The sequence below is a fragment of the Shewanella sp. Arc9-LZ genome (assembly GCF_010092445.1).
Classification (GTDB): domain Bacteria; phylum Pseudomonadota; class Gammaproteobacteria; order Enterobacterales; family Shewanellaceae; genus Shewanella.
The window spans coordinates 4,463,982-4,489,634 of record NZ_CP048031.1 but is presented as its reverse complement, the minus strand read 5'-3'; the positions used below and the strand labels follow the sequence as shown (position 1 = coordinate 4,489,634).

The following is a 25,653-nucleotide window of genomic DNA, read 5'->3' as shown; positions in this document are numbered from 1 at the left end:
TTAAAAAAGAGAGTTTTAATGCCATTTTTAACCCAAGTAGAGCAGAGTTTATTGCAAGATGGATTAACCTTAGATGGACTGCAAGGTTACTTAAATACCATTCATCAACACAATATCGATTTTTCAGACCTGTATTTCCAAGCTTGTCGTCATGAGTCTTGGGTATTAGAAGATGGCATTGTAAAAGAAGGCAGCTTTCACATTGAACGTGGAGTAGGTGTGCGCGCTATTACCGGCGAAAAAACCGGTTTTGCTTATGCTGACGAAATCACCCCAACAGCTTTAGATGCAGCAGCAAAAGCTGCCCGCGGAATTGCCAGTGCTGGTGAGCAACATAAAGTACAAGCTTTTAAGCGCCAAACAGCCCATAAATTGTATGACAGTGCTGACCCAATAGCGGCTATGGACGAAGTGAAGAAAATCGATTTGTTAAAGCAAGCCGATGCTTATATTCGTAGTCTCGACAGCCGTATTATTCAAGTCGTCGTAAGTTTATCGGGCGTACATGAAGAAATATTGATAGCCGCCAGTGACGGCACATTAGCAGCAGATATTCGTCCATTAGTACGCTTTAACTGTAGTGTTATCTTAGAAGACAAAGGTAAGCGCGAACGTGGCAGTGCTGGTGGCGGTGGTCGTCACGATTACAGCGCCTTTTTAGCCACCGATGAAGCTGGCTTACCGCAGAGTTTTGAGTTTGCCCGCGAAGCGGTACGCCAAGCTCAAGTTAATGTACACGCTATTGATGCACCTGCCGGTGAAATGACCGTGGTGTTAGGTAATGGTTGGCCTGGTGTTTTATTGCATGAGGCAGTTGGCCATGGCTTAGAAGGCGACTTTAACCGTAAAGGCAGCAGTGCATTTAGCGGTAAAATGGGCCAGCAGGTGGCGTCTACCTTAGTGACCATCGTGGATGACGGCACCTTAGAAAATCGTCGCGGTTCATTGAGCATCGATGATGAAGGCGTGCCAAGCCAAAAAACCACCTTAATTGAGAACGGTATTTTAAAAGGTTACATGCAAGACAAGTTAAATGCCCGCTTAATGGGGCAAGAGCCTACAGGTAACGGTCGCCGTGAATCTTATGCGCATTTACCTATGCCGCGCATGACCAATACCTATATGAATGCAGGTGAGTCAAATCCAGCCGACATTATTAAGTCGGTTAAAAAAGGCATTTACGCGCCTAACTTTGGTGGCGGACAGGTCGACATTACTTCAGGTAAATTTGTGTTCTCGGCTTCTGAAGCCTATTTGATTGAAGACGGTGAAGTGACTCAGGCGATTAAAGGCGCGACCTTAATTGGTAATGGCCCTGAAGCTATGGGACTCATTTCAATGGTAGGTAATGACTTAGCCTTAGATAAAGGTGTTGGCGTGTGCGGTAAAGACGGACAAAGCGTGCCCGTTGGTGTGGGTCAGCCTACTCTAAAAATTGATCGCCTAACAGTTGGTGGTACCGCTTAACACTAACTTTTACTGTGTTGGTCACTCACTGAGTGTTTATGCTCAGTGAGTTATGGTGATCTACACTGTGATCACTATCTTATGTGAGTGAATATGCACGTTATGATCTAGTGGCTGTGATAATAACGGAATTACGTTATAATTCATCAAGGAATTAGAGTATTAACTCTAGAGGTGTTTATGGTTGCACAACGTCATATCAGTACATATTGTCGCAGACGAGTGAACTTTACTCTGTGTTTCAGTGTTTTATTTGTCCATCTTAGTGTTTTTGCTGAACCCGTTACCTTTAGTCATGCTTGGCAGCAATTGGCGCAAGTGAGTGATCAGCTTCAAGCTAAAGCTCAGCTAGTCAACCGCGCCAAAGCGGAAGAGGATGCCGGTGATGCGTTAAATTACCCATCGCTTAATATTGCTGGCAGCTATACTCGCCTCGAAAAACCTATCGAACTTGATTTACGTGACTTAAATCCATTAGCGACTCTCGACACAAGTACATTACCAGCAGCTCTTAGTAGTGCATTAGCTGAAATCCCAGGCTCTCTCTTTGTCACTCCTTTTACCGAACAAGATGTGTTTCGTGCCAGTTTACAAGCCATGTGGCCCATTTATACCGGTGGTAAAATTACTGCAGCCCAAGGAATACATGCTGCCCAAGTTTCAGAGAGAGAACAAGAGTTTGCCCTAGCTCAGCGTGAGTTATTTCTTCAGTTAGTTGATCGCTACTACGCAGTATCGGTGACAAAAACCTTAGTAGATACCCAAAAGCAGCTGGTGGACTCGTTGACTTTGCATGTGAGTCATGCCCAAAAATTAGAACAACAAGGCCAAATAGCCAAAGTTGAACGCTTAAATGCCCAGGTCGCATTAGAAAATGCCAAAGTCAACTGGGGCAAAACCAAGCGTCAATACGAAATGACCGAAATTGCGCTAGCGAGAATGTTACATATACCGTCGGTCGATCCTATTTCGGCACTGTTTTTACTCGAACAACAACCTTCATTGCCCCGCCTTAGCCAGCTGACATTAACTCAGCATCCGGCGTTAAAACTACTCGAAGCTAAAGAAGCTCAAGCTAATGGTTTAGTCGACTTAGAAAAGGGCAGTTACTACCCCACTGTGTATTTATACGGCAACTACACCTTGTATGAAGATGACAGCTTATTTTCTCAAGTAGAGCCGGACTGGATGGTGGGTGTTGGTATGAGCATACCGCTTATTAGCCGTGATGGTCGCAGTGGAAAAGTGCTCGCGGCGAAAAGTGCTTTACTGCAAGCGCGTTACACCAAAGCACAAACCAAACAAGATTTAAGTTTGTTGATTGATCAGAGTTATCGGCAAATGCTGCAAGCTAAAGAAGAAGCGGATGCGCTGGATGTGTCATTAGCATTGGCGACCGAGAATTTACGATTGCGAGAGTTGTCCTTTAACCAAGGCTTATCCACTTCAATTGACCGAATCGATGCCGAGTTGAGCTTAACTGCAGTGAAAACTCAGCAATTAGGTGCAAAATATCGTTATATGCAAGCCTATGCCAAAGTGATGGCCATTAGTGGTCAAGTAGATGAATTTATTAACCGAACTCAACTTCAAGGGGCTGCTTATGCGGGCTAACAAGATTATTGCAGTGGTCGCATTCGTGCTAGTTATATTATTGTTAGGGTACGGTGTCATGCTAGCTTTTACGCCTCAACCGACAGTGTTGCAAGGGCAAATAGAAGCTCGTGAATATAATATCTCGTCTAAAGTTCCTGGCCGAGTTGAGCAAGTTTTGGTTCGCAAAGGCGACCAAGTCAATGTGAATGATATTTTGTTTGCCATCAGCAGCCCAGAATTAGATGCTAAGTTACTGCAGGCTCAAGGCGGCCTTGAAGCGGCAACGGCTATGCAGCAACAAGCTAAAAATGGCGCAAGGCAGCAACAAGTTACCGCAGCTAAAGAGCAGTGGTTAAAAGCCAAGGCTGCAACCGAACTTGGCCTAAAAACTTACCAACGAATTGAAAATTTATTTGATGAAGGTGTTGTCGCACGGCAAAAGCGCGATGAAGCTTATACCCAATGGCAAGCGGCTAAATATACCGAGCAAGCAGCTTACGCTATGTATCAAATGGCAAATGAAGGCGCGCGGGTTGAAACTAAAGCCGCAGCCGCAGGAAAAACTCGTATGGCAGAAGGTGCGGTTAACGAGGTCAATGCCATTTTAGCCGACAGCCAAATGCGCTCACCTAAAAAAGCGGAGGTGAGTGAAGTATTATTACAAGCAGGTGAGCTTGCACCGAGTGGTTTTCCGGTGGTAAGCATTATTGATATGAGTGATGCGTGGGCCGTATTACAAGTTCGAGAAGATTTGTTGAAGCTATTTAAACAAGACCAAACCGTCATGTTAGATATTCCAGCACTACAGCAGCAAGTTGAATTTACCGTTTCGCACGTTAGTGTTATGGGTAATTTTGCCACTTGGCGCTCGACAGAGAGCGGCCATGACTTTGATATGCGTACCTTTGAAGTTGAACTGACACCTAAGCAAAAGATTGTCGATTTACGAGTTGGTATGTCGGTATTGTTTCGTGCCGACAAGCTTGCCGAACATTAATAAGGCTTGCTGATGAGGCATTTATTCAGGCGAGAATGTAAAGCGTTGTGGAATTCACCATGGCAACTTGCCTTGGTGAGCTATATTCCGCTAATTAGCGTGATCGCACTTTGGTGGTTATTTAGTGCGGGGTTGCCAAGGCAGCTCCCTGTTGCCGTGGTTGACTTAGATAACAGCCAAATTAGCCGCATGCTAACAAGGCAATTATCGGCCAATGCCGTAATTGCACCACGTTCATTTGCCAATGAAGCTGCGGCGATTGAAGCTATGCGTCAAGCGCAAGTATACGGGCTAGTTATTTTACCTTACCAGCTCAGAAAAGATTTGCTCACATCAAAACAACCCACTATTGATATTCGCTATAACAGCCAATTTTTGTTAGTAGGTAAGTTATTATCCAGCCAGTTACAACTCAGCTTTGCAGAGGGGTTAACGCAAATTGGCAAGGAGAGCCTATTACTTAAAGGCGCAAATAAAGCCACCGTTGATGTGAGCTTAACGCCTATTAGTAACCAAACGACGGCGTTATTTAACCGAAATAATAACTATGTTGGTTTTTTAGTCCCGCCTATATTGATTGCATTATGGCAATTACTGTCGATGTTGGTATTTGTTAATAGTGTTAATGCGGAGCTTATTCCTCAAGGTGAACGCTATTATTTAGCCCGAAACATTTGGCCAAAAGTGTGGGTTAAAGTGTTATTTTATAGTCCGATCATGCTCGTTCATAGTGGCTTTATTTTAGTGTGGTTATACCACTATTTAGCTTTGCCCGTGTCGGGTTCGCTATGGTTATTGCTATTGGCACAGGCATTCATGCTCATGGCATTGTGGTTGTTAGTGTTGGTTATTTTTATGATTATGCGTGACAGTGCTCGCACGGTCAGTTTCTGTACCGCATTATTTGCTCCAGCATTTGCGTTTATGGGAATAACCTTTCCGGTAAACGATATGCCCTTATTGGCTAAATGGTGGCGATTGGTGATGCCATCGAGTCACTATATAGACTCTCATATCAGCGTCGTCAGTTATGGTGTTGGCTTGCCGCAAGTATTGACTCAAATCAGTTCTTATTGGGGCTTTTTACTGTTATTGCCTTTGCTTTATGTGCTGGGCCGCCACGCGCAGAAAATACCGCCACAGGGTCATGTTAGTCACCCGGTTACTCTGGAGGTCAACCGATGAACTTCTGGCAATTAATCGTAGCAGAATGCAAAGCTATATTGGCTGACAAAGCGATTGTGATGACGCTATTTGGTGGAGTGTTATTTTACTCGGTTCTGTATCCGTTACCGTATTTGAATCAGGTGCCGACAGAGCAAAAGGTCGTGGTGGTAGATCATGATAATTCGTCACTCAGTAGGTTGGTGACTCGCCACGCAGATGCCAGTGCTAAGATAAAAATACTCGCTAAGGTAAGCAGTATTGAGCAAGCACAAATGTGGATCGATCAAGGTAAAGCTCACGGCTTACTGGTTATTCCGACTAACTTTAGACGCGATTTGTTGTTAGGCAAGGGTGCAACATTAAGTTACGGCGGCGATGCGAGTTACTTTCTGATTTATTCAGCCGTAGTAGAAGGCTTAGTGTCAGCAGGTATAGATGCCAGTAAACAAGTGCAGTTAATTGGTTTATTGGCTCGGGGCCAAAACCCCCAACTTGCCCAGCAAGCGGTTAATTCTATTAATATTAATTCAGTTCCAGCGTTTAACCCCAGTTTAGGTTACACACCGTATGTGGTGCCGGGATTATTTTTATTAATTCTGCATCAAACCTTATTAATTGGCACCGGTATTTTGGGCGCAGGCCAATGGCGCAAACCCGGTTATTGGCAGCAAGTACGTCCAGTAACCTTGGTGCTTGCACGGTTAAGTGTGTTTATGATGATTTACGCGCTATTTAGTAGTTTCTATTTAGGTTTTTGTTTTTATTGGTACAAAGTAAGCGTGGTGGCTACGGTGATTGAAGTTGGGCTATTTATGTTGCCCTTTCTATTAGCCACGGGATCGTTAGGTATTTATCTTAGCAGTTTATTTAATCGTCGAGAATTACCTACCCAATTGTATTTACTGGTGTCGATGCCGATTTTATTTGTGTCAGGGTTTGTGTGGCCGATTGCATTAATTCCAGAGCCATTGGTATTAGCATCTCAAGTTATTCCAGCTGTTCCAGCGATTATGGGGATGCTCGAGTTAAATCAATTAGGAGCTGGTTGGTCGGCGGTAATGCCTAAATGGTTACAATTGTGGGGCTTGTTTGCGGTATTCGTCACGATGGCCATAGTCGCTATTGGGCGGAAACAGAAAAATATTGATGTTGCATCATAAAACACCCATAGAAGTTAGCCTGGTTTTATCATATCGAAATAACGTTATAGCTAGGTTTGTCACTGAGAAAAAAAATAGACAGTTATCTTCTCGATAGACCTGTCTATTTCATTTGTTTTATGGGGTTTATTGTTGACTGATAAAGGGCAACCGTGACGGTTTCTTGGTCAGAGTCCAATTACATCATTCCGTTTTGGGCATTGTTTAAAGCTGCCTCTAAACGTTTAACGTTATGTTGGTATATCTCGCTGTGATCGACTTTTGCAGCATATTTAAAATCAGCTAATGCGCCTAAATTGTCATTATTCAGTAATTTCATTACACCACGATTATTATAGGCATAAGCCCGAACCGTCATTGATGGAATCGCCACTTGGGTACGAGCACTTTTCACGGCTGCACTACAGGCTTTTTGGGCTTTTTCCATATCAGCTAATTGCACATATCCAGCGCATAAGTTCACGTTGCGAGAATAGTCATCCACGGCGAACTTACTTGCAGACAAAGTAGCGGTTAAGCCTGCTTCAACATCACCAGACTGCAATGCGTTAACACCAGGCACATCTTCCACTAATACCATTTTGTAGGCATTACTTTTGATCTGTTGACCTTGCTCATCAGCCATTACGCTAGTCGATGCTGTCAGTACTAATGTGGCACAAATTAGGCCATTAACGATGCTCTTTTTCATGATGTAGCTCCTTTAAACGTTTGTGTAGCGCCGCGCTACAGGTGAACTTTAGTCAAAACGACTAGCGTCGACAAACGATAAAAAACGCATTAATGGGTTAAAAAAATTCACTTATGGGGAGGTGTGATAGTTTTGTTTAATTAATGGCCGCGGCAATTAACGTCGATGTGTTTCATGACATGGTCATCCAACGATTTTCTTTAACCTCCACAATTTTCATTGAACCTGAAACCTTAACGACTTACACATTCTTTTATAAACAGTCTTCAACGGTATCAAGGGATTTAATACTGATAGTGTGTAAGCCATATTGATATGATTCAAAGTCTATTTATACTGTCTGCGTCTGCACTGCTTAAGATTTTAATGTCTTTACATCAATAAGATAGGGCATGTAGGATTATAATTGATACTTAATTAAAGACGGCCAGAAACTATTGGCAATGATCACTGATTTTTAGCCCAAAATGTGGCTGATAATGCTAATAGTATATTTAGGACTAATGATGATGTTTATTGAAGCCTCTAAATTTTCTTTTGTGAAAGAGCTTGAAGCTAATTGGGAAATAATTCGAGATGAATTTCTTGCACTACCAAATGACTCGTTTGACCCATGGGTTCAACAACAAATGCATGGTCAAGGCTGGAGTGTCTTCGGCTTGTATGCGCTTGGGAATCGTGTTGAAGGTGCATGCGTTAAATGCCCTCAAACAGCGAAACTCGTTGAAAACATCGGCGGCATTTCTCTCGCTGGTTTTTCGCTACTAGCCCCCCATACGCATATAACACCACATGTCGGTTGGGCCAATAATGTATATCGTTTACATCTTGGATTAGTGGTGCCACCTGACTGCAGGCTTCGTGTTGCCAGCGAAACCCGTTATTGGGAAGAAGGTAAATGTTTAATATTTGATGATACTGCTGAACATGAAGCTTGGAATGATTCTGCTCAATATCGTGCCACATTAATGTTGGATTTTCTTCGGTCGGATATTTATTCCTTCACAGAAGATATGATGCCAGACGACGTTCGGCAATACGCTGAACAGCTATTGAAATGATAATAAACAGTGTAATAAAGTCATTATCACTCTAATTATTAATGACTTTCATCATGGAAACTTTTGAGGATCCAATCGATCAGTAATTGCACTTCTGGTCGCTGTTGTTCATTGGTGTGGCGGATCAAATAATAGCGATCATGGCTATAAAGTGGATGAGGAAATAATGGTAGAAGGGTGCCATTATCGAACCATGCTTGGCTGATGGGTAATGGAATGAGTGCAATGCCTAATCCTTGTTCTGCAGCGCGGGCGACACTGAACATACTGTCTAGTTGAATTATCTGCTTAGGCTGAAATGCATCAAAGCCAACATTTTCGGCCCATTGATGCCAAGCGTAAGGTCGAGCTTTATGCAATATTAATGGCACCTTAGTTAATGCTTTAAAACCTTGTGAAGACAATTCAGCATGCAGTTGTGCATTACACGCAGGGATATAAGTGATTGGAAATAAATCATACACATCGGCATTCGTTTGTTGTTTACCAGAGAGCATAATGGATACATCAGTGTGCTTAATTGTATCGCTGCGCGACTTAATGGTTTCGAGCTTAAGATTGATGGTGGGATATTTAGATGACCAACCAATGAGTTTAGGCATAAACAGTTCACTGGCAAAGAATTCTGGCATTGAAATACTGACTTCGAGCATTCTGTCTGACTGGTTAAATTCACTGACTGTGTTGACTAATTGCTGCATTACCGGCTCGATGGCCTGGTAAAAACGTGCGCCAACTTCGGTCAATGTCACCGCGCGGGTTTGACGAATAAACAAGCTCTGGTTTAGAGATTCTTCTAACTGTTTAATCTGATGACTTACCGCCGAAGGGGTTAGATACAGTCTTTTAGCGGTTTCTTTAAAACTTAAGCATTCAGCAGCGACGCAAAAACAACGTAGGCCGCGCATGGAGGTGTGTAAAGGGATCATTCAATTCTCAACAAGGACAGTTTATCAACTCACTTCCCCTTGATGATAATCAATTATGATGACATCTGTAATGCATGCGGGTCGACTACTGAGTAATAGTTTAGTGAGACTAGGGGCTATTCTTGAAGAGAAAGCAAGGATTAGACCAGTAGTTAAAATATAATTTAAACATAGTGTTAACTAATTTTATAAAAATTGATTGAGTTGCTCTGGTGCTGAATAAACCTTGTTCGCACCAATTTGGTGCTAACTGATGTTACGTTATCTCAACTGAGATAACGAAATGGATTAATAGATAGGTAGGTAAGCAGGGCTAGCGCTTAATTAATATGTCTAATTAGAAGTACAGTGTTTCTTGCTTGGTGCCATCGATAAAAATGTCGCATTTATCTGCAGTGCTCGATTTTGCTGATTGAACAATGCTAGCAACAATACCAAAGCTTCCACCTTGATCTCCGAGTACCGAACCAAAATAACAATCACCTTTAAATTTCATATCTTTAAAGTTTGCATTAAGATTTTGGGTAGGCGTCATTGGCGGGAATCGACCCTGCATGATCGGGTCACCATTAGCGGTCAATAGCAGTTTATTATTTGCTTTATCATATGATCCGCCAAGCACGAAAGTTTGGTCATTGACGACAACCGTTTTGTTTTGAGCCACGATTGGTGGTTTAGCGGCACAAGCGGTGAGTAGTACACCTGCAGTTATAGTAAGAAGTAGAGAAATTTTGCGCATTATTATTCCTTAGTATGCGTCGAGAGTCGTAAATCGGTCCCTCGTAATAGTAAACTAGCCCTGTTTACAGATGCTATTGATGGTATCGAAACGCATAATGTTGAGCACTATTTAAGGCGTGAACATAACGTCAGCTAGCAAAAATAGTTTTTATTTCAACAATATATCAATTAAATACCGTATTGCACGTCTTATTGTATCAACATATTTGTGAATGCCAAGTATAAAAAAGCCTGCTGAAGTAGCAGGCTTGAAGGATCGATAAATATTATAGGAGTGAGAATATTGAGCTTATGACAAGGTCACATCAAATATCAATTTAGTGACCACACCTTTAGGCGTAGTTGCTGTCAGTGTGACTTGGCTTGTGCCTGGTGTACCATTATTTTTCAAGGTAAATGAGGTTGATGTTCCTCCTGCTGAACTCTTGTTAGGTACGGTATAGCCAGAGAACTGCAATTCACCTTCGGTGCTAGTAACGGTTAAGGTTGTACCAGAAGGTAATATTTGATTGGCGCTATCAGTGATTACCACATCAAACTTTGTCGTTTCATCTAGTGCAATAGGTTGAACATCAGTGTCGTAATCATTAATCAAGCTGCCATCTTGGCTAATGACAAAATTAGCATCAGAGCCTGACATTGTTAATACTAATGCTTTACGGATATAAGTACTCATAGCCGTGCTATTACATAATGCACCTTGGCATTGTGGGCCGTTAAATTGACCGTCAGCTAATTGGTATGTGTTGCTCGCTTGAATATTAAAGTACGGTTCAGCTGAATCATGGGTGCGAGATTCGTTGTCATCTCTAAAGGCGTCTGGCAAGTCAACAAAACCACCGCCATGGTAAGTTTCTACATCCATGCCGTTGCCACTGCATGCTACTGACGTTGTGCCGCTTAAGCAGCCGTTAACCACGCCACCATCAGCATCGTCAAATACATTGTTGCCATTGGTATCGAAGAAGGTTTCGTGTCCTAGCGCATAAGCCATAATCGTTACACGATGGTCACTTACCCGTGGTGATGTTGATGTCCAAATGACGGAACATTTTCCGTTTTCCATGGAACACGATGGTTCAATTTGACCACCTTCAGCGGTAAAGTTGATGGTAGTGTCGTCTGGTGCAGGGTTTGCAAAACTGTCAGAGGCATAAGCTGTAATGGTAACTTGTTCGCCGTTGAAGTCGCCCGCTTCAGGGTTGCCATTTGATCTTGAAATACTAAAACCAAGCTGTTGTGGCAAGCCGGTATTGACGGTCAGCTGTTCTGATTGGCTGGTAATGGTTTGGTTAGTGTCGGCGTCTGTGGTTGATGCCACCACTCTTATAGGGGTTGGAATGGTGCCAGCTTGCACTCGCACACTGACTAATCCCTGGGAATTGGTAATACTGCTGTCGGTCACTTCACCATTAGCAAATCGCAGACCGCCAACACTGGTGTCTAAGCTGAAATTAACCGTTTGTTGTGCTGCCGGCTGGCCATTAGCACTGGTGACTAAAAAGGTCACTAACGATGATTCTGTTGAACCGGTACCACCAGAACCTTTGATACGGATTTGGCTTGGGTCAGCTGACACAAAGCTCACATTAGATAATGTTTGACGGGCTAAGGTAAAAGGCAAACTTGCATTTAAACTAGCGCCATTAACCGTTGCTGTCGCAATGATGGTGTCATTACGTTCACTATTGCCACTACAACTGACATCTGAAAAAGTTGAGCTAGCGGAGCCTGATAAGCTAGTGACAGGTGAATCAAGTGTGGCGTTGTCATTGGTAGAGCAGTCAGAACTAAAGCTGATGCTGGTTGGATTTTGCAAGCGTGTTAATGTGCCATCGGTGTTTTCGGTAACTAACGTAGCTGTAATCCCAAATGTGCCACCGGCGCTAATGTTATAACTGCCATCGGTTGTAGCGACTAGCGTTGTCGCCAATTCACTTTCAACAAACTCACCATTAGCATTATACGAGCCCATCTTAACATTACCATTCGTGGCAATATCGTCAGACGCTAACACTTCAAAAGCGCTGCTGCTGGTGAGAGTACTACCTTGATATTCTGTGGTGACGGTTAACAGACTGGCACCTAACTCTGCCTCTGACGGCGTATAGTTGAGCGTAGCAATGCCTGAAGATTTTGTTAGTGCAGTTGCTGGCGCTAACGAAGCACTACCAGCATTGAATGTCACAATTTGGTTAGCAATAGCTTGATTATTACTGTCAGTAAGCAAGGCATTGAGTTGAACTGTTTTATCAATATTAAAGCGAGTAATAGGACCAGTTGCATCACTTATAGAAGTGGTTAATTTAATTGCTTCGACAGGAACACTGGTGTCATATTCTTTAAATTGATAATTGCGAGTCGCACTAACAGCATCTGCATCACTTGGAGAGTAAGTTGCGCTAAGCGTGCCAGCGTCGGTACTACTTGATGTGACCAGAGTTGTCGCAAGACCAGAAGATAAGGTTAACACCGTGGTAGGTGATATTGTTGCATTGGTGGTGCTAAAAGTAATGAGCGCTCCACTAACGTTAGTACTACCAATTTTGAGATGTGCAATGGCACAAAAGCTACCATCAAGATCAAAAATCAGTGAGTCCGTATTCGCATCACATTGGCCATTGACGACATTTTGATAGCTGACGGTAATACTATAATTACCACTCAGTGTGTCAGTATCGGTGCCGTCCGCGGCACCGTTACAACCTGTAAATAACAGCACTGAAGTTAATAATAACAATAGTGTGCGAGTCATCATTTTTAGCCGCATTAGCAACATCCTTATTCTATTAAACAGACTATTTTTGAGATGGACCCTAGTCTTTTATTTCAGATCTTAAATACTTATATAGCTCTTTAGACGATTTTGATTCTGGGTTTTTAGCCAGTTCTTTATTCGCTTGGCGGATCAGTTGACGCATTTTTTGACGATCAAGTTGTGGGTGTAAATCCAGTAATACTTGGACTTCATCGTCGCCATTCGCTAATAAACGTTCACGCATTTTTTCAAAAATCTGTATTTGAGCGGCTTCATTATTGTTTTTGTTCAACACTTTATCCAGTGCTGCTTCAATAGGTTCATGCTCAAAGCCACGCATTAATTTACCAATGTATTGTAAATGGCGGCGATAGGCTTCAGTTTTTTGTTTAATCAGTTTTGTTTTTAGAATCGCATCATATAGAAATTCATCTAAACCCATTTTGTCTAATTGAGTTTTGCTCAGGGCCACTAAACGCATGCCAAGTGCTTGAGCATCCTCACTTTCTTTTTTAACGCCTGTTCTGCTGACATAGTTGTCATCATTATCATAGGGCTGCTGAAATAGCTCAGAATCGCCAACAATTTTCATAGTCATAAACCTCAAGTCAATATGCATTAATGATAGCATTTATTTGGCCTAGAATATGCAGAATTTATTGATGATCAACTGCGATATAAATGCGCGGTTATCAATCGCCAATTGAATTTGATATGCTAGCGTCAATTAGACTAATCAAAGAGTAAATTTGTGGCTTCTCATCCTTCTTCAGCGCCTAGCGCAACTGAACCAACACCTAGAATTGATTCTGAATTATCGGCGTTAAAAGACGCGGTATCTGTCGCATTAGAATATGCGAAAGAGTTAGGCACTTCGGCCGCTGAAGTGGCTATCAGCAAGCAGCAAGGTTTGTCGGTTTCAACCCGTGAAAAAGAAGTTGAAACCGTTGAGTTTAATAAAGACGGTGCGTTGGGCATTACCATTTACCGTGATGGTCGCAAAGGCAGTTCATCGACCTCAGACTTAAGCCCTGAAGCAATTCGCCAAGCGGTAAAAGCGGCCGATGGCATTGCAAAATATACCTCAGAAGATCCTTTTAGTGGCTTGGCTGATCCCGCTTTGATGGCGCAAGATATTCGCGATTTGGAGTTATATCATCCACAAGATATCGATGCTGAAGAGCTCGCCCAGTTGGCCATTCGCGCAGAAGAAGCCAGTTTATCGGTTGATAACCGTATCCGTAACTCAGACGGCGCGAGTGCCAATGCGCATACTGCGGCTAGGGTTTATGGTAACAGCCATGGGTTTCTTAACGGCTATTGCAGCTCTCGCTACAGTTTAAGTTGTGTTGTAATAGGCCAAGAGTCTGATGGCAATATGCAGCGCGACTACGACTATACGGTTGCCCGTAAATATCATGATTTACTGTCACCTGAAGCGGTTGGTTTGCAAGCGGCAAACAAAACCTTAAGCCGTTTGGATGCCCGTAAAATAGCCACGGCGAAAATGCCAGTGTTATTTGCTCCTGAACTTGCCACAGGCTTAATGGGACATTTAATTGGCGCGATTAGTGGCAGTAGTATTTACCGTAAGTCGAGCTTCTTAATGGGAGCTCTGAATACTCAAATATTCCCAGACTGGTTTAGTATTGAAGAACAACCGCATTTAATTGGCGCACTGGCCAGTGCTAACTACGACAGTGAAGGCGTGGCAACCCAAGACCGTCGTATTATTGATCGTGGCCAACTAGAAACTTACTTATTAACCAGTTATTCGGCGCGTAAATTATCGATGACCAATACAGGCCATGCTGGTGGTATTTATAACTGGACCCTAAGCCATTCAAATCAAACCTTTGATGACTTGGTTAAAGCCATGAATACCGGCTTAATTGTTACGGAAGTGATGGGCCAAGGCGTTAATGGCGTTACTGGTGATTATTCACGTGGCGCGGCAGGTTTTTATGTTGAAAATGGCGAAGTGTTGTATCCAGTAGAAGAAATTACTATCGCGGGTAATTTAAAAGACATGTTTATGGGAATACAAGGCGTAGGTAAAGATCGCGATTTACGTTCATCAATCCGCACTGGCGGTATTTTACTGAGCGAGATGAAAATCGCGGGTAATTAACACCTTTTGCTGAAAAATGCATTTATGGTTTAAATGCAAAAAGAATTAAAGCCTCTTATCTAATTGATTAAGAGGCTTTTTTTTAACTTTAACTTGGCTCTTTACGCTTTATATCTTTACTTTACCTTTCTTGACAGTCGTTTACAGGCAAGGGTTGTCATAACTCTTGCAAATGTAACTAGATGGTTAATGGAGTAAATATGTTTAACAAAAAAATAAGTCGATTGATGATGGTGTCTGCAATGGGAGCCTTGTTACTAGGGTGTGGCTCAGACAGTGAAGAAAGCAGTGATGATGTCGCTTATGTGCAGTTTTATAATGCATCACCTAATAGCACATCGACTTCGTTAGTACTGGATGACTATTCATATACGGCGGTTGATTTTGCTGATGCAATGCCGCGCTATGCTTATAGTACAGGGAGCACAGAACTGGAAATTTATGGTCAAGACGAAGATAGTGAAACGGTAACCGTTTACAGCGACACCGTTGATTTAGCGAGCGACTCGAACCATTTGTTTGTACTTTATGGTGATTATCACGATCCAGAACTATTGGATATTAACTATTCACGCGATGAAATGGACGAGTTAAATGCCGACGATGATAATGACTACAGCAAAATGGAAGTGCTAGTGGCTAACGTAGCGACTGATGAAGGTACTTTTGATACCTATATTTCACTTGATACCCAAACCATTGACCAAGCGGTGATGCTGGGTAATGTGCCGTATAGCAGTTACACCAGCGAACAGATATTCGATACTGATGATTATATTGTCTATCTGACCGAAACCGGCACTAAAAATGTGCTCTACACCACAGGTAGCATGAGTTTAACCTCCGAAACCGCCTATAAACTAATTATTCGTAATAGTTTTGGTGCAGGTGATATTAACGTCACTATCGACAGCATTGACTCAACTACAACGCCTGTCACTTACGCCGCGTTAGAGGCAACTGCCGATTACCGGGTGTTTAATGGTTTAGAAACGCAAAGCATTGATGTTGATATTGCCAGTAAGCAAGAAACACAATACTTGTATGGTATTTCACCCTTCACAGTAACGGATTACCAATCAACATCGTTTAATGATTATGGTATCACCACTAAAGATGCGACCAGTAAAGCCAAGTTGTTCGATAACTTGTTGGTAACGTTTAACCAAGATGAAGTGAAGTCTTTACTGATTTATCAGCAAGAAGACAGTTCTGTTAAAGGTATGGTGATCGAGCAAGACTTACGACCTCGAGCTTTTGAATATAAAGTCGATGTGGTGAATTTAGCTTACGATTATGATGACTTAACCGTGTATTTTGTCCGCGCTTCAGAAACCATTGAAACCGCCGAATATACCTTAACGGATTTAGATTTTGTCGAAAAACTCAGCCTGACATTGCCTGAAGATGATTATGAAATTAACATTGTTTACGAAGCCGATAATGGCACGCAAACCTTAGTTTATCAGTCTGATTCAATCAGCTTTGATGGCGACAGTAATTATACTTTTGTGCTGACTCCAGACAGTACAAGCGCTTTAGGTCATAGACTGACGTCATTACAGTAATATTAAGTTGAATTAACCGTGAGTTAAGCCACTGCTTATTAAACATAAAAAAGCCGATATCATCGATATCGGCTTTTCATTTAGCGCTTATATTCAAATAAACATACAAGCTAATAAGTTATAATCTGAGCTGAGATTAATTAGTACGGTATCGACTTAGAATTTTACCCAAATCAGCTGATGCTTTTGCTAGGTCTTTAACACCACTTGAAGACTGTTGCGATAAGCCTCTAATAATATTTGATTTCTGTCTTATGTCCGTCAGCTCTTTTGCAATGTCATTGGCCACTGCACTTTGTTCTTCTGACGATGTAGAAATTTGGAAACTCATGTCCATAATTGAATTCGCAGATTCAGAAATGGCATTAATATCGGTTCCAATATTAGTAATTAGATCGCTACTGGTTTGTGCTTGTTTGACAGTATCTTGAGTAATGCTGTCAATATTGAGTGTTTCACTTTGCAGTAATTCAATCATTTTATGAATTTCAACCGTCGCAGCTTGAGTACGACCCGCAAGGGTTCTTACTTCGTCGGCAACCACCGCAAAACCACGGCCCATTTCACCTGCACGTGCCGCTTCAATTGCTGCGTTTAATGCCAGTAAGTTGGTTTGATCTGAAATAGCATTAATGGTGGTGATCACTTCATTAATATTGGTCGCATTAATTTTTAGGGTATTGACCGAGTTTGATGTTTGTTCAATGTAGGTCGATAACTGCTTAATTTCATTAATCGCACGCTTAGCTCGGTCATAACTCTGACGCGTATACTCTGAATCTTGTTCAACACGTTGAGTTGAATTTCGAGCGATATTAGAGACTTCAGCAGCTGATGCCGTCATTTCTTCCATCGCTGTAGCAACCGAGTCAAGTGAAGCATATTGTAAATCAATTTGTTCAGCGCTTTGCACTGCTTCATTGGCGAATGAGCTCGAGGTTGTTTGCAATGTATCGGCACTTTTCTTCACCGCGACAACGAGATCGGTTAATGTGTCCATGGCTTTATCAAGTGCGCAACCAATGGTGCCAAATTCATCACGACCAGGATGGAAGCCTAAACGAGAGGTTAAATCACCTTTAGCAATTTTTTCCGTGGTATCCCATAACACCCAAAGTGCACCGCCAAGGAACGTGGCCGTCCAATAAATCACTACTACAAAAGGCAATACCCATAAAAATGACATTAACAGTGATATCAAAGCAGCTTGTTTTGCGCTGGCTTCTTGTCCAGAAACAGATTCGCTCAGGGTATAATATTGGCCATCTAATGCATAAACGGCAGTAATAGTATCTCGTTGGCGTGAACTTGTTTGTGAACGTCCTGAGACTTGTAAACCTAATGTTGAAGCTTGTTCTAGTTGGCTCGTGGCATCAAGTGCTTGAACCATAGCTGCTGTTTTTTGCTCTAAAACCAGTAATGATTGCTGTTCTATATTTTCAATTTTATTAACGTAACTACTAATCGATACACTAGATAAAATAATCAGGAACAGTCCGAAAATAGCCCAGAACTTATCGTTAATGGACATTTTGATGAAAAGTTTATCGATATTTCTGAAATCAACTTGTTTCATGGTTTGAGCACCTAAACCGGTAAAGATAATAAATTCAAATACTAGATGAGCTTTTAGTATATTGATATTAAATAGTCAGCTTAATAATATTTTGTTGTGACCAACATGACATCGAGTCATGATCAATATCGACAATAACTCACATACCTTAAGTGATTTATTGGTTTTTATTCATGGTGTATTCAACATACCACGAGTGTTGGTGGTCAATGTTAGCGTAATAATCGGGTAAAAACCTTACATTTTCAAGATGATTTCATGACATGAATTAAAATATCAAACAGTATGTTGTCATTTTTTTATTTTTTTGAACAATAAGTGTTACAAAATCTATATTTTTTAACAACCACCCCGTCAACGCTTGTTTTTACGCTAAATGTTGTTTTAGTTGAGGTATTTTTGATTTTATTTATCATCGTTTTCTAATTAAAACAAAATTACTTGATAATCAATCAGATAGTAAATTTGTTTACCCCATTAATGTGATCAATGTTCTTTTTTCTGTAAACAAACTTTGGGACAATCGCCCCGCATATTACAAAAAAATAGCATTTATATTACAAAATATGGGGTTAAAAAATGAAAGGACTGACTAAACTAACGGCGGTTTCACTCGCAGTAGCCGCTGCAATGCCGATAATGGCAAATGCAGAGGTGTTAATTAGTGAATACGTTGAAGGTAGTTCAAACAACAAAGCGATTGAACTGTATAACAACAGTGACGTTGCAATTGATTTAACAGGCTACAAATTAGTACGTTACAAAGACGGTGACTCTGCAGCGCTTGATATGGTGGAATTAACTGACACTATTGCCGCTAAAAGTGTCAAAGTCATTTTGCATTCAAGTGCAGCGATTACCTTGCCAGCCTCAACCGACTCGATGACCGGTAACTTATACTTTAATGGTGGCGATGCTGTCGGCCTATTAAAAGACGGTGTGTTGGTTGATGTTGTTGGTGACATTCCAACACCAACAGGTTGGGGGTTTGACACCACATTCCAGCGTAAATTAGATGCCTTAACCGCCAGCACCACTTATGATGCTAGCCAATGGGCCACATTAGATAAAGACACCTTTAGTGGTTTGGGCTCGCTTGATGCTGCTGTTACACCAGAACCAACAGTATTTACCTGTAATGGGGCGACACTGACCAACATTTATGATGTGCAAGGTGCAGGTGACTCTAGTCCATTAATTGCCGATGGTAGTTATGAATCGGCTAATGAAGTGACCATAAAAGGGATTGTTACTTCTAGAAGCGACAGTTTATACAAAGGTTTCTTTATTCAAGACATGCAAGGTGACAACTCACCTTATACTTCAGACGGCATTTTCGTCTACTTGAACGAAGCTGCACCAGACACTATTCAGCCAGGCACTGAAGTGTGTGTGCAAGGTAAGGTAAACGAGTATTACGGCTCGACTCAGATTAACCTTAAGGACGATCAAAAAATTGAAGTTGGCGCATTAGGTGAAGTGCCTCTAGCCAGTGCATTTTATGTTGCCGATGGCGAAACCCTAACGCAAGCATTAGAGCGTGTTGAAGGCATGAAAGTAGTATTAGATGCGGGTAGTGAGATGAAAATCACCCGTACCTTTAGCTACGATTATGACGGACGTCGTAACAATATGGTGTTGTCACATAAAGCGCCATTAATGAAACCAACTCAAGTATTTGAGCCAAACTCAGCAGATTCTATTGCACTGGCTCAAGCTAACGCGGTGAACCAGTTATTTGTTGAATCTGATTTCAAAGCGAAAGATGGTGAAGTACCTTATTTCCCAGAGTTTAACGCAGAAACGGGTTACATTCGTGTTGGCGATCAATTGACTAACCTTGAAGGTGTGATCGGTTATAGCTACAACGCATTCCGTATTTTACCGACCAACATAATTACTGCTGGCGATTTTATCCGTGTAAACGATCGTACCGATGCGCCTACAGTGGCAGATATGGGCGACATTCGCGTAGCGAGCTTTAACGTGTTGAACTTCTTTAATGACGTTGTTGGCGGTGATGCTAATCCATCAAACAGCAATCGTGGTGCATTAATCGAAGAAGAAATGGTGTTGCAGCGTACTAAAATAGTGAATGCGCTTGTCGCCATGAATGCTGATGTTGTGGGCTTAATGGAAATCGCTAACAATGGCTTTGGCGAGTTAAGTGCCATTCAAAACCTTGTAGATGCATTGAACGCAGAATTAACTGATGATCAAGCGTATCGCTTTGTTGAAATTGAAGATGCTGATAAGTATGAAGACAAATTCATCGGCAGTGATGCGATTACAGTTGGCATGTTATATCGCCCAGCCCGTATTACATTAGACGGCGCGGCAAAAGTGATTGCGACGCCAGAACAACATGCTGCAGAAGGTGCGCAAACCCGTGAGAAAGATGGCGTTGTTGAGCAAAGCCCGAGTTATGAAAAGTTCCAACGTCATAGCTTAGTGCAAACCTTTAGCATTAACGATGAAAAGTTAACTGTTGTGGTTAACCACTTAAAATCGAAAGGTTCAGGCTGTATTGAAGACTGGGCCGAATTTAACGAAAACGCTGAGCCAGCAGACTTGCAAGGAAAGTGTAATGCATTCCGTGTATCAGCAGCCAAAGTACTCGGTGAGTCACTAAAAGATGTTGCTGGTGATGTACTGGTTATTGGTGATTTAAATGCCTACGGCAAAGAAGATCCGGTAGCAGTATTAACTGATTACAATGCCTCAACTACAGATCATGTTATCCGCACTGCATCGTGGACTACCTTAAACGGTAAAGTGTACGAGCGTGAAGGCAGCGTGATAGATAAAGGTTATGGTTTAATTAACTTAAACACTCAAGCACATGGCGCAGCCACTTATTCATATAGTTACAGTGGTGAATTAGGTAATTTAGACCATGCTTTAGCCAATGAGAGTTTAGCGGCTAAGTTGGTCGGTATTGACGACTGGCACATTAACTCAGTTGAATCTAACCTGTTTGAATATGGTAGCAAGTACACCGGAGATCTGGTTAAAACTGAAAGTCCATTCTCAGCTTCAGACCATGATCCAGTGATTATTGCATTAAGCTATCCTGCGCCAGTAACGCCAACTCCTACGCCAACACCAGAGCCTGTTCAAGACAGTGATGGTGGTAGTTTAGGTTACTTTGCATTGATGTTATTAGGTGCTCTAGGCTTACGCCGTCGCAGTTAATTATTGTTAACTGCTCAAGCACTAATAAAAAAGGATGACTGTTAAGTCATCCTTTTTTTTGAATATAGAGTGAACGTTACACGATCAAATCATACTGCTCACGTAGCACTTTAATAATGTCCGCTTTTGGGTTGGCTGGTAATGGAATACCTGAACCAGTGACTTTTTCTGCAACACCAATATAAGTTCGCGATACATTCATCATCGCGTCTAATGGTAAGTCGTTGTCACGAGCAAGTGCTTCACGCTCTGGCATTCTGTCTTTGTTTAACAAAATATCGGCATCGTCGAAATGGTTTAACAAGAACTGACGAAAACCTTCTTTTGAATTTTCAACAATCTTACCATCGCGATAAGCGGCACCGTCCCAAATACGTGATGAGTCTGGTGTGCCGACTTCATCCATGTAAATCAGTTTTGATTGACCATTTTTGTCATTGACGTAGCCAAACTCAAATTTAGTATCGACAAACACTTGATCAAGCTTTGCTAGCGCATCTGAAATTACTTTAAAGCCTTGCTTTAACAAGGTTTCATACAAGTCGATATCTTGTGGTTTTTCAAATCCAAAGGCTTGGTAGTTAGCTTCAATATCGCTACGGCTAATGTTAACGTCATCTTGCGCAGGCACGCCCGGAATGCCGGTTAAAATACCTTTGGTTGACGGGGTGATCAGTAACTCTGGCAGTTTTTGATCTTTGCTTAACCCTTCTGGCAAGGTGATACCACAAAATACCCGTTCGCCTTTTGAATAAGCACGCCACATTGAGCCGGTAATGTATTGGCGACAAATCGCTTCGACTTTAATTGGGCGAGCTTTTTGCACTATCCATACAAAAGGGTGCGGAATATCTAGAATGTGGCTGTCAGCTAAACCATTTTCGGCGAATAAACCAAACCAATGATTTGAAATCGCATTCAGTGCAGCGCCTTTACCTGGAATACCCTGCAAGTTACCATCGCCATGAAAAATACAATCGAACGCCGAGATCCTGTCGCTGATCACCATAATTGCTAGCGGAGTATCTTCAGGTACATCGTAACCTTTGTCGCGGATTAAGCGGCGACTGTCTGTGTCGGTTAACCAGTAAACACTGCGTACTTTGCCACTGTGGACAGGCTTGTCGGTACGGATAGGTAAATCATTGTTCACGGCAAGAACGGAATCGGCAAGATTCATGCGAGTGTTCCTTAGGTAGTAGGGTACATAGGTTTTTATGGCGGTTATTTTACCTGTAATAGATGCGTTTGCACGATAAAAGGAGGGGTTGAAATAGGCTTTTTTGTTATGCGAACAATCAAGGGTAAGGTTAGCCTTTCTTGATAAAGACTTTATTGGGTTATTCAGGCAGAATTCACGCCTTAATGATGTGATGGATAAACCAACGTGAACAGTGAACAAGAAAGCGCGAATGCCCGTTTAGGACTGATATTTGTTTCTATAGCAGTCTTTTTCTGGGGTATTTTGCCTATAGCATTAAAGCTATCAGGTGGATTCATTACACCAGTTACTCTGACCTGGTTTCGGTTTGTCATGGCGTTAGTCGTGACCTTATTAATTCAATGGCGCTTAGGTGCATTACGTCAATTTGTCGGTTTACCTTCATTAGTATGGTTGAAATTGGTGCTCGCTGGCGTGCTGTTGATGTGCAATTACGTGTCGTTTGTTTATTCGTTGGGATATCTAGCTCCAGGCACTGCACAGCTTAACTTCCAAACTGCGCCTTTTTTCTTGGCATTTGGTGGGGTGTTGTTTTTCAAAGAGCGTTTTAATGCATTTCAGTTAAGTTGTTTTGCCACGCTTGGACTGGGCATGCTGATGTTTTTCCATCCGCAGCTCGATTTAAATCAAGCAAGTGATCATCAAGTGTTGGTTGGGATTATGATTGTGCAGTTTTCGGTGATGTCGTGGACCAGCTATGCTTTGTTACAAAAGTCGGTGAGCCAACGACTGTCACCCAGTAATGTACTGTTATTTATTTACGCATTAGGCATTGTGCTTATGGCGCCATTTAGTGACTTTAGTCAGTTTGAAGCGATGACGCTCGATCAATGGTGGATAGTACTTTTTTGCGGCGCCAATACTTTGATTGCGTATGGCTGTTTTGGTCAAGCAATGCAATATTGGCCCACGGCACAAGTCAGTGCCATGTTGGCATTAACACCGGTATTGAGTTTTACTGCGACAGAAGTAGTGGTCAATCTTGGTTGGTGGAGCGGGGTATTTGCCGGTGCCGATATTGATGTGTTGTCATTTGCTGGCATCGTTATGATTGTGTGTTCGGTGTTTGCCGTGCAAATTGTCCCCTTGTATCAAAAGCGTAAGCAGGCCAAAGCGTTCAGGACTGTATTGTAAATAGTCGCTAGGCATTAACTATGTTGCGCAAGGTAATAGAGCGTTAAGCCAAATGCGCTAAATAGTGTGCCGCCAATTATCATCATCCACAATAAGGTTTTATCTTGTTTAGCTGATTTTGTAGCGTCAAGGAATGGCGAGCCAAATATTTGTGCAACGACGAGTAAAAAATCCATGTAGATTACCTATCGGGTTAATTCATTCGAGAATGATAATATTACCTACATTCTTGCAGTAACCAAATTAATTAGTGTTAATTGGTTTTATCATTTTTAGCTTATAAAGAATTGGTTTAACCAAAAGCGGAAAACAAAAATGGAGCCCTTAGGCTCCATTTTTTGTGTCATTCAACTGAATGATTAACCGTTGTCACGTGGCTTACGTGGACGACGCTCTGCACTTGCAGGGCGGTCACTAGCCGGACGATCACCCGCTGGGCGATCAGTACGTGGACGGTCACTACGAGCACGATCACTACGTGGACGACGTGGAGCGCCTGCGCCGCGAGTCGTGTCAGCAAACACTTCATCACCTGCTTCACGAATGTTTAAAGGACGACCACACACACGCACTTTTCTTAGGTGCGAAAGGATGTCTTTAGGCATTCCGTCTGGTAAATCAACCGTTGTGACTTGATCAAACAATTGGATTTGACCAATGAAACGGCTATCGATGTTTGCTTCGTTAGCAATAGCGCCAACGATGTTACCTACACCAACACCATTTTCACGACCTACATCGATAACATAACGATTCATTTTAACGTCTGGGTTATCTTTTAAGCCTTCTGCATCGCCAAAGCTATTTGGTGCTGGACGGCTACTACGCTCGCCACGGTCACTGCGTTCACGACGTGGACGGTCGCTGCTACTATTGCGATCACCACGGTCACTACCACGATCACTACGTTCGTCACGTGAATCACGTTGACGTTCGGTAATCGTTGGTAACTGTAGTGGACGCTCTTGCTGTACTTGTTGTAACAATGCAGCAGCCAGTAAATCGGTATCAACTTCAAGCTGTTGACATAATTCAGCTACAGCGTTTTTCATGAAATCTAAGTCACCGTTAATGGTTTCTTGGATTTGCTCGCCTAAACGAGACAAACGACGCTCTGCAACTGATTCAGGGCTAGGCACTTTCATTGGCGAAATACGGCTGTTTGTAGCGCGTTCGATAGTGCGTAACATACGCATTTCACGATTGGTTACAAATAGGATTGCCATACCAGTACGACCAGCACGACCTGTACGACCGATACGGTGAACATAGGCTTCTGAATCATAAGGAATATCGTAGTTTACTACGTGTCCAATACGTTCAACGTCAAGACCACGTGCCGCAACGTCAGTCGCGATTAAAATGTCTAACTTGCCGCGCTTAAGCTGCTCAACAGCACGCTCACGAGCTTGTTGATTCATGTCACCATGTAATGGAGATGAAGCATAACCACGGGCTTCTAATTTTTCTGCTAATTCAACACAGCTGTTACGGGTACGAACGAAGATGATAATACCTTCAGTATTTTCAACTTCTAAAACACGTACTAACGCTTCTAGTTTATTGTGTTGTGATACTTGCACATAACGTTGGTCGATAGACTCAACAGTTGTCTGGCTAGACGCTATGCTGATGTTCACTGGGTTTGTTAAGTGCTTAGCTGCAACGCGCTTAATTTGCTCAGGCATAGTGGCAGAGAATAATGCAAGTTGGCTGTCAGTAGGCTTGTGCTCTAATACCCATTCGATATCATCGATGAAGCCCATTTTTAGCATTTCATCGGCTTCGTCTAATACTAAGGCTTTTAGATTATCTAGCTTTAATGTGCCACGACGCATGTGATCCATTACACGACCAGGAGTACCTACAATCACTTGTGGTCCACGCTTAAGGGCGTTTAATTGTTGTTGCATGCTTTGACCACCGTAAATCGGTAGTACGTGGAAGCCTTTCATGAATTTGGCATAACTACCAAATGCTTCGGCAACTTGAACCGCTAATTCGCGGGTTGGTGCTAACACTAAAATCTGTGGAGCATTGATTTTCATGTCGATTTTGTTTAGTAAAGGCAGGGCAAACGCGCCTGTTTTACCGGTACCGGTTTGTGCTTGACCGATAATATCTTTACCAGCCATAAGCGGGTCGATACTAGCAGCTTGAATAGGAGTTGGGTTTTCATAACCTAACTCGTCAAGCGAACGCAACAAAGACTCAGACAGGCCGAGTTCGCGGAAAGTTCTTTCAGATGACATTGAGTTGT

The 25,653-nt window shown here is 42.3% G+C and carries 19 protein-coding genes; 10 read left to right on the top strand and 9 right to left on the bottom strand.

Annotation, left to right across the window (positions count from 1 at the left end; translation table 11 throughout):
• Nucleotides 1-18 precede the first annotated feature (18 nt).
• The 5 genes from tldD (at nucleotide 19) to GUY17_RS19295 (ending at nucleotide 6,387) form a co-directional block, all read left to right on the top strand.
• Nucleotides 19-1,467: a metalloprotease TldD gene (gene tldD / locus GUY17_RS19315; protein WP_162024054.1), complete on the top strand. Its 1,449-nt coding sequence runs from the start codon at nucleotides 19-21 to the stop codon at nucleotides 1,465-1,467.
• 180 nt (nucleotides 1,468-1,647) lie between these two features.
• Complete coding sequence (locus tag GUY17_RS19310; protein WP_101087679.1) at nucleotides 1,648-3,081, top strand: TolC family protein; 1,434 nt, start codon at nucleotides 1,648-1,650, stop codon at nucleotides 3,079-3,081.
• A complete protein-coding gene (locus tag GUY17_RS19305) occupies nucleotides 3,071-4,060 on the top strand; it encodes an HlyD family secretion protein (protein WP_162024053.1) in 990 nt (329 codons plus the stop codon). The genes GUY17_RS19310 and GUY17_RS19305 overlap by 11 nt, the downstream gene beginning before the upstream one ends.
• A gap of 12 nt (nucleotides 4,061-4,072) precedes the next feature.
• Nucleotides 4,073-5,245 (top strand): ABC transporter permease, encoded by a 1,173-nt coding sequence (locus tag GUY17_RS19300; protein ID WP_162024052.1) that lies wholly within the window; start codon nucleotides 4,073-4,075, stop codon nucleotides 5,243-5,245.
• Nucleotides 5,242-6,387 (top strand): ABC transporter permease, encoded by a 1,146-nt coding sequence (locus tag GUY17_RS19295; protein ID WP_162024051.1) that lies wholly within the window; start codon nucleotides 5,242-5,244, stop codon nucleotides 6,385-6,387. Before GUY17_RS19300 ends, GUY17_RS19295 begins: the two co-directional genes overlap by 4 nt.
• 178 nt (nucleotides 6,388-6,565) lie before the next feature.
• Here the strand turns inward: GUY17_RS19295 and GUY17_RS19290 are convergent, their stop codons facing one another.
• On the bottom strand, nucleotides 6,566-7,078 hold the full coding sequence (locus tag GUY17_RS19290) for a hypothetical protein (RefSeq protein WP_101087675.1): 513 nt from the start codon (nucleotides 7,076-7,078) through the stop codon (nucleotides 6,566-6,568).
• A gap of 479 nt (nucleotides 7,079-7,557) precedes the next feature.
• Between GUY17_RS19290 and GUY17_RS19285 the strand changes: the two genes are divergently transcribed.
• Nucleotides 7,558-8,139, top strand: a complete 582-nt coding sequence (locus GUY17_RS19285) for an aspartyl/asparaginyl beta-hydroxylase domain-containing protein (protein ID WP_217351059.1) — start codon at nucleotides 7,558-7,560, stop codon at nucleotides 8,137-8,139.
• 38 nt (nucleotides 8,140-8,177) lie between these two features.
• Here the strand turns inward: GUY17_RS19285 and GUY17_RS19280 are convergent, their stop codons facing one another.
• The 4 genes from GUY17_RS19280 to yjgA form a co-directional block, all read right to left on the bottom strand.
• Nucleotides 8,178-9,068 carry a LysR family transcriptional regulator gene (locus GUY17_RS19280; protein WP_217351058.1) on the bottom strand — a complete coding sequence of 297 codons (891 nt, stop codon included), beginning with the start codon at nucleotides 9,066-9,068 and terminating at the stop codon, nucleotides 8,178-8,180.
• Between the two features lie 337 nt (nucleotides 9,069-9,405).
• Nucleotides 9,406-9,807 carry a hypothetical protein gene (locus GUY17_RS19275; RefSeq protein WP_101087673.1) on the bottom strand — a complete coding sequence of 134 codons (402 nt, stop codon included), beginning with the start codon at nucleotides 9,805-9,807 and terminating at the stop codon, nucleotides 9,406-9,408.
• Between the two features lie 291 nt (nucleotides 9,808-10,098).
• Nucleotides 10,099-12,579 carry an Ig-like domain-containing protein gene (locus GUY17_RS19270; protein ID WP_162024050.1) on the bottom strand — a complete coding sequence of 827 codons (2,481 nt, stop codon included), beginning with the start codon at nucleotides 12,577-12,579 and terminating at the stop codon, nucleotides 10,099-10,101.
• A gap of 46 nt (nucleotides 12,580-12,625) precedes the next feature.
• Nucleotides 12,626-13,159, bottom strand: a complete 534-nt coding sequence (gene yjgA, locus GUY17_RS19265) for a ribosome biogenesis factor YjgA (RefSeq protein WP_101087732.1) — start codon at nucleotides 13,157-13,159, stop codon at nucleotides 12,626-12,628.
• Nucleotides 13,160-13,318: 159 nt separating this feature from the next.
• Between yjgA and pmbA the strand changes: the two genes are divergently transcribed.
• A complete protein-coding gene (gene pmbA, locus GUY17_RS19260; RefSeq protein WP_174839662.1) occupies nucleotides 13,319-14,698 on the top strand; it encodes a metalloprotease PmbA in 1,380 nt (459 codons plus the stop codon).
• Nucleotides 14,699-14,898: 200 nt separating this feature from the next.
• On the top strand, nucleotides 14,899-16,266 hold the full coding sequence (locus GUY17_RS19255; protein ID WP_162024049.1) for a DUF4397 domain-containing protein: 1,368 nt from the start codon (nucleotides 14,899-14,901) through the stop codon (nucleotides 16,264-16,266).
• 136 nt (nucleotides 16,267-16,402) lie between these two features.
• On the opposite strand, the gene GUY17_RS19250 is transcribed toward GUY17_RS19255, so the two are convergent.
• Nucleotides 16,403-17,842, bottom strand: coding sequence for a methyl-accepting chemotaxis protein (locus tag GUY17_RS19250; protein ID WP_101087669.1), 1,440 nt, complete (start codon nucleotides 17,840-17,842; stop codon nucleotides 16,403-16,405).
• 579 nt (nucleotides 17,843-18,421) lie between these two features.
• On the opposite strand from GUY17_RS19250, the gene exeM reads away from it, so the two are divergent.
• Nucleotides 18,422-21,037, top strand: a complete 2,616-nt coding sequence (gene exeM / locus GUY17_RS19245; RefSeq protein WP_162024048.1) for an extracellular exonuclease ExeM — start codon at nucleotides 18,422-18,424, stop codon at nucleotides 21,035-21,037.
• 76 nt (nucleotides 21,038-21,113) lie between these two features.
• Here exeM and GUY17_RS19240 read toward each other — a convergent pair whose 3' ends face one another.
• A complete protein-coding gene (locus tag GUY17_RS19240; protein WP_162024047.1) occupies nucleotides 21,114-22,217 on the bottom strand; it encodes a phosphoribosylaminoimidazolesuccinocarboxamide synthase in 1,104 nt (367 codons plus the stop codon).
• A 207-nt stretch (nucleotides 22,218-22,424) separates the two neighbouring features.
• Between GUY17_RS19240 and GUY17_RS19235 the strand changes: the two genes are divergently transcribed.
• Nucleotides 22,425-23,393 (top strand): DMT family transporter, encoded by a 969-nt coding sequence (locus GUY17_RS19235; protein WP_162024046.1) that lies wholly within the window; start codon nucleotides 22,425-22,427, stop codon nucleotides 23,391-23,393.
• A gap of 14 nt (nucleotides 23,394-23,407) precedes the next feature.
• On the opposite strand, the gene GUY17_RS19230 is transcribed toward GUY17_RS19235, so the two are convergent.
• Together GUY17_RS19230 and GUY17_RS19225 are read right to left on the bottom strand one after the other, a co-directional pair.
• Entirely contained in the window at nucleotides 23,408-23,569 is a 162-nt protein-coding gene (locus GUY17_RS19230) for a hypothetical protein (protein ID WP_162024045.1), read from the bottom strand.
• Between the two features lie 183 nt (nucleotides 23,570-23,752).
• The gene (locus GUY17_RS19225; protein ID WP_101084976.1) at nucleotides 23,753-25,645 is read right to left on the bottom strand and encodes a DEAD/DEAH box helicase; all 1,893 of its coding nucleotides are present in this window, start codon (nucleotides 25,643-25,645) and stop codon (nucleotides 23,753-23,755) included.
• Nucleotides 25,646-25,653 lie beyond the last annotated feature (8 nt).

Coding starts and splice junctions, on each gene's coding strand:
- tldD (WP_162024054.1), top strand. CDS start 19: ATGCCATTTTTAACCCAAGTAGAGCAGAGTTTATTGCAAGATGGATTA.
- GUY17_RS19310 (WP_101087679.1), top strand. CDS start 1,648: ATGGTTGCACAACGTCATATCAGTACATATTGTCGCAGACGAGTGAAC.
- GUY17_RS19305 (WP_162024053.1), top strand. CDS start 3,071: ATGCGGGCTAACAAGATTATTGCAGTGGTCGCATTCGTGCTAGTTATA.
- GUY17_RS19300 (WP_162024052.1), top strand. CDS start 4,073: ATGAGGCATTTATTCAGGCGAGAATGTAAAGCGTTGTGGAATTCACCA.
- GUY17_RS19295 (WP_162024051.1), top strand. CDS start 5,242: ATGAACTTCTGGCAATTAATCGTAGCAGAATGCAAAGCTATATTGGCT.
- GUY17_RS19290 (WP_101087675.1), bottom strand. CDS start 7,078: ATGAAAAAGAGCATCGTTAATGGCCTAATTTGTGCCACATTAGTACTG.
- GUY17_RS19285 (WP_217351059.1), top strand. CDS start 7,558: ATGCTAATAGTATATTTAGGACTAATGATGATGTTTATTGAAGCCTCT.
- GUY17_RS19280 (WP_217351058.1), bottom strand. CDS start 9,068: ATGATCCCTTTACACACCTCCATGCGCGGCCTACGTTGTTTTTGCGTC.
- GUY17_RS19275 (WP_101087673.1), bottom strand. CDS start 9,807: ATGCGCAAAATTTCTCTACTTCTTACTATAACTGCAGGTGTACTACTC.
- GUY17_RS19270 (WP_162024050.1), bottom strand. CDS start 12,579: ATGCGGCTAAAAATGATGACTCGCACACTATTGTTATTATTAACTTCA.
- yjgA (WP_101087732.1), bottom strand. CDS start 13,159: ATGAAAATTGTTGGCGATTCTGAGCTATTTCAGCAGCCCTATGATAAT.
- GUY17_RS19255 (WP_162024049.1), top strand. CDS start 14,899: ATGTTTAACAAAAAAATAAGTCGATTGATGATGGTGTCTGCAATGGGA.
- GUY17_RS19250 (WP_101087669.1), bottom strand. CDS start 17,842: ATGAAACAAGTTGATTTCAGAAATATCGATAAACTTTTCATCAAAATG.
- exeM (WP_162024048.1), top strand. CDS start 18,422: ATGAAAGGACTGACTAAACTAACGGCGGTTTCACTCGCAGTAGCCGCT.
- GUY17_RS19240 (WP_162024047.1), bottom strand. CDS start 22,217: ATGAATCTTGCCGATTCCGTTCTTGCCGTGAACAATGATTTACCTATC.
- GUY17_RS19230 (WP_162024045.1), bottom strand. CDS start 23,569: ATGGATTTTTTACTCGTCGTTGCACAAATATTTGGCTCGCCATTCCTT.
- GUY17_RS19225 (WP_101084976.1), bottom strand. CDS start 25,645: ATGTCATCTGAAAGAACTTTCCGCGAACTCGGCCTGTCTGAGTCTTTG.